Origin of the sequence: Caulobacter sp. (genome assembly GCF_049283275.1) — a bacterium.
Classification (GTDB): domain Bacteria; phylum Pseudomonadota; class Alphaproteobacteria; order Caulobacterales; family Caulobacteraceae; genus Caulobacter.
Genome location: NZ_JBAPVS010000117.1, coordinates 1 through 3699, shown reverse-complemented (window position 1 = coordinate 3699; position 3699 = coordinate 1). Strand labels below are relative to the sequence as shown.

General features: G+C 69.6%; 4 protein-coding genes. 2 read left to right on the top strand and 2 right to left on the bottom strand.

The genetic code is table 11. The annotated features are described in order from the left end of the window. The first annotated feature begins 170 nt into the window (after nt 1-170). Together WAL33_RS05780 and WAL33_RS05775 are read left to right on the top strand one after the other, a co-directional pair. On the top strand, nt 171-821 hold the full coding sequence (locus tag WAL33_RS05780) for a phosphoribosylanthranilate isomerase (protein WP_422179375.1): 651 nt from the start codon (nt 171-173) through the stop codon (nt 819-821). Continuing rightward, on the top strand, nt 818-1765 hold the full coding sequence (locus tag WAL33_RS05775; RefSeq protein ID WP_422179373.1) for a nucleoside hydrolase: 948 nt from the start codon (nt 818-820) through the stop codon (nt 1763-1765). Before WAL33_RS05780 ends, WAL33_RS05775 begins: the two co-directional genes overlap by 4 nt. A 50-nt stretch (nt 1766-1815) precedes the next feature. Here the strand turns inward: WAL33_RS05775 and WAL33_RS05770 are convergent, their stop codons facing one another. Both WAL33_RS05770 and WAL33_RS05765 read right to left on the bottom strand, forming a co-directional pair. Beyond that, a complete protein-coding gene (locus tag WAL33_RS05770; protein WP_422179372.1) occupies nt 1816-2913 on the bottom strand; it encodes a Gfo/Idh/MocA family protein in 1098 nt (365 codons plus the stop codon). A 26-nt stretch (nt 2914-2939) separates the two neighbouring features. After that, nucleotides 2940-3699: alpha/beta hydrolase (locus WAL33_RS05765; protein WP_422179370.1), on the bottom strand; the 760-nt coding region annotated here is incomplete at its 5' end.

Sequence of the window (3699 nt, the reverse complement as noted above, 5' to 3'; positions counted from 1 at the left end):
CGCATCGGCAGCGTGCCGCGTCCGGTGAAGTCGCCCTCGACCCGGACCACATAGTCGATCGTCGCGTATCCCGCGATCGCCACCGCCGCCATTTCGACCTCCGTTCAGCTCGCTTGACTGAAACGTTTCACTTGCTAGTTTGCAAGGATATTCTGAGCACGGACCTCGCCATGCAGCCGCCCTGTTTCATCGCTTTCACCGGCGTCGATCGCCTCGACCTGTTGCCCGGCATGAAGCGGCTGTCCCAGCGCTATCCGATCGAATGGGGCGTGCTGGTCGACCCGGCCCAGGAGGACATGGCGCTGTTCCCGAACGCCGAACTTCGCGCTGCCCTGCTGGCCGAGCGCGACTTGCGCTGGGCGGCCCATATCTGCGGCGCGGCGGCCAGGGCGATCGTCGCCGCGCCGATGTCCGCGCCCCTCGCCCCGTCCGGCGTCCAGCGCGTCCAGGTCAATCACGGCTTCCAGGGCAGCGACGCCGCTCAGGTGGCCGCCGCGCGCGACTATGGCCGCCGCCTGGCCGTGCGGACGGTGCTGCAGTGCCAGGGCGAATTCCCCGCCGAGGCGGGACTCGACTGGCTGTTCGACGTCTCGTTCGGAAGGGGTGTCCACCCGGAGCGCTGGCCCGCGCCGCCGGCGGCGTCGGGCGCGTTCGGGGGATATTCGGGCGGCATCGGCCCCGACACCGTCGCCGAGATCCTGGCCCGCATCGCCGCGCCGCAAGGCGCCCTCTACTGGATCGACATGGAGTCGGGCGTACGGACCGACGGCGCGTTCGACCTGGCCAAGTGCGAGGCGGTCTGCCGCGCGGTCTACGGATGAGCGACACGCCGCCAAGACGGGTGATCCTGGACACCGATCCCGGCGTCGACGACGCGCTGGCCCTGCTCTATCTGCGCGCCCGCCCCGACCTGCGTCTGCTGGCGATCACCACGGTGTTCGGCAATGCCGATGTGGAGACCACCACCCGCAACGCTCTGTGGCTGCGCGCGCGTCTCGGCCTGACCACGCCCGTCCATCGCGGCGCCGCCGCGCCCCTGAGCCGACCCCGCGGCCCCTCGCCGGTTCACGTGCATGGCGACAATGGTCTGGGCGACATCGATCTTGGCGACCTGGATCTTCCGGCGGCCGACGCCGGCGTCGCGCACCAGAAGATCGTCGAGTTGATCCGCGCCCATCCCGGCGCCGTCGAGCTGGTGGCCATCGGGCCCTTGACCAACCTCGCCCTGGCGCTGCGCGCGGCCCCCGACATCGCGCGGCTGGTCGCGGGGGTGACCATCATGGGCGGGGCGTTCGGGCGCCGAGGCCGGGCGGGCAATGTGACCCCGTTCGCCGAAGCCAATTTCCACAACGACCCCGAGGCGGCCAGCGAAGTGCTCGGCGCGGCCTGGCCGATCACCCTGGTCCCGCTGGACGTCACCCTGTCCTGCGTCTGGTCCGACGCCGCCGCCCAAAGCCTGGCGGCGCGGGACGGGAACCTTGGCGCGTTCGCCTACGCGGTCAGTCGGCGATACGCCCAGGCCTATGGGCGGCACGAGGGCCTCGACGGTTGCGTCCTGCACGACGTGGCCGCCCTCATCAGCCTGACCGCGCCCGACCTGTTCACGCCGGATCAGGCCCAGGTCCTGGTCTCGCTTTCGGGCGACCGCGCCGGACAGACCAGCAGGGTCGGCGCTTCGCCGTCCATCCGGGTGTGCCTGGAGGTCGATGGCGACGGCCTGGCGGCGCACTTCCAGCAGACCTTGGGATCGGCTGTCTCCAGCTAGGGCGGACAAGGTTGGGGACACGCGATCCCCGGAGCTGGCCGCCTAGCCGCCTATAGCTTGATCGTGCTTCCCTCGCGCGCCGACCGGTAGATGGCCTCGATGATCTTCATGTCGCGCAGGCCCTCCTCACCCGAAACGATCGGCGAACGGTCGGCCGCGATGCAATCGGCCAGGTGATCCAGCTGGCCGGCGAACTGGGTCTTGGCCGGGCCGGGCGGCGGGGCGACTTCCTCCGCGCGGCCGTCCCTGCCGGTCCACAGGCGGTTGCCGTCATAGCGGGTGGCGGGCTCCATCTCGATCCGTCCCTTGTCGCCCATCAGCAGGACATGGTTCTGGTTGGCGCTGTAGGTCGACAGGCAGCCGGCGATCGCTCCGGACGGAAACTTGAGCATCCACTCGATCATGTCCTCCACCTCGGTGAACCGGGGATCGTTGCGGTCGGTGGACTCGCGCGCCGTGACCGAGATCGGCTCCTCGCCGGTCATGTAGCGGGCGGCCTGCAGACTGTAGACGCCCATGTCCATCAGCGACCCACCGCCCGCCAAACCCTTCTTCAACCGCCACTTTGACGGATCGCCCTGCACGAAGCCGTGCTCGGAGCGCACATAGCGGATCTTTCCGGCCGCGCCCGCCCGGGCCAGACGCATGGCCTCCAGATTGGTGGCCTCGAAATGGCAGCGGTAGCCGATCATCAGCTTGCGCCCCGCCGCCTTGCACGCGGCGATCATCGCCTCGCAGTCGGCGACCGACGTCGCCATCGGCTTCTCGCACATCACATGCTTGCCCGCCTTGGCGGCGCGGATGGTGTACTCGGCGTGCATGGAATTGGGCAGGATGACATAGACGACGTCGACGTCGGGATTGTCGCGGATCTGGTCGAAGGTCTCATAGGAATAGATCGAGCGCTCAGGCACGCCATAGCGCGCCGCGGTCGCGCGGGCCTTGGCCGGGTCTCCGCTGACCAGGGCCGTGACCCGGCTGTGCTGGCAGTTGACGAACTGGGGCAGGATGACGTTGAGGCCGTAATAGCCCAGGCCGACGATGGCGTAGCCGATCTTGCGATCGCCGGCGGCCCGAGCCCCTCCTGCGGCTGAGGCGATGGTGAGAGAGGCGGCGGCGAGAAGGAGGTCGCGGCGTCCGATGTCCATGGTCGTGATCCCGGTGATTGGCGGCATTAGGGTTTGAAGGGCTTCGGGTCCGTCAAGGGTCTTTCATGCAGCCAGCCGCCGTCGCTCAGCCAATCGGCCAGGCGGTCGGGCCAGTGCAGGATCGACAGGCTCTCGGAGTGGGCGGCGATGTTGAAGCCGTGGTCCATGTCGGCGAACATGTGCAGCTCCGCCGACACCCCGGCCTTGCGAAGCTGGCTGTAGAGGGTCACGGCCGGCTCGGCGCAGCATGGGTCCAGGGAACCGGCGGTGATGAAGGCCGGCGGGGCGCCGGCCACGGCCTGGGCGGGGACGCCCAAGGGTCCGGGATAGACCAGCACCTGGAAGTCGGGACGGGCGTCGACCGCGTCCAGCGGATCGGCCGAGGGCGGCTGGGTCGGCGCGGGGTTGTCGGCGACCAGCGAGACCAGTTCGCCGCCGGCCGAAAAGCCCATCACGCCGATCCGGCGCGGGTCCACCCCATATTGGGCGGCGTTGGCCCGCACCCAGCGGATCGCCCGGCGCAGGTCGGCGGCCGCGTCGCGGTCGATCGCATAGGTCGATCCCGCCTCGCGCGCCAGGCGGTACTTCAGGACGAAGGTGGTGACGCCGTAGCGGTTGAGCGCCTTGGCCGGCCCGACGCCCTCATTGACGAAAACCAGCATGCGATGGCCGCCGCCGGGCACGACGATGACCGCCGCGCCGTTCGCATGGCGCGGGTCGGCGGGGAACACCGTCAGGGACGGGCTGTGGACGTTGCGCACATAGGTGTTCTCGACGATCTCGGGC

Coding starts and splice junctions, on each gene's coding strand:
- WAL33_RS05780 (WP_422179375.1), top strand. CDS start 171: ATGCAGCCGCCCTGTTTCATCGCTTTCACCGGCGTCGATCGCCTCGAC.
- WAL33_RS05775 (WP_422179373.1), top strand. CDS start 818: ATGAGCGACACGCCGCCAAGACGGGTGATCCTGGACACCGATCCCGGC.
- WAL33_RS05770 (WP_422179372.1), bottom strand. CDS start 2,913: ATGGACATCGGACGCCGCGACCTCCTTCTCGCCGCCGCCTCTCTCACC.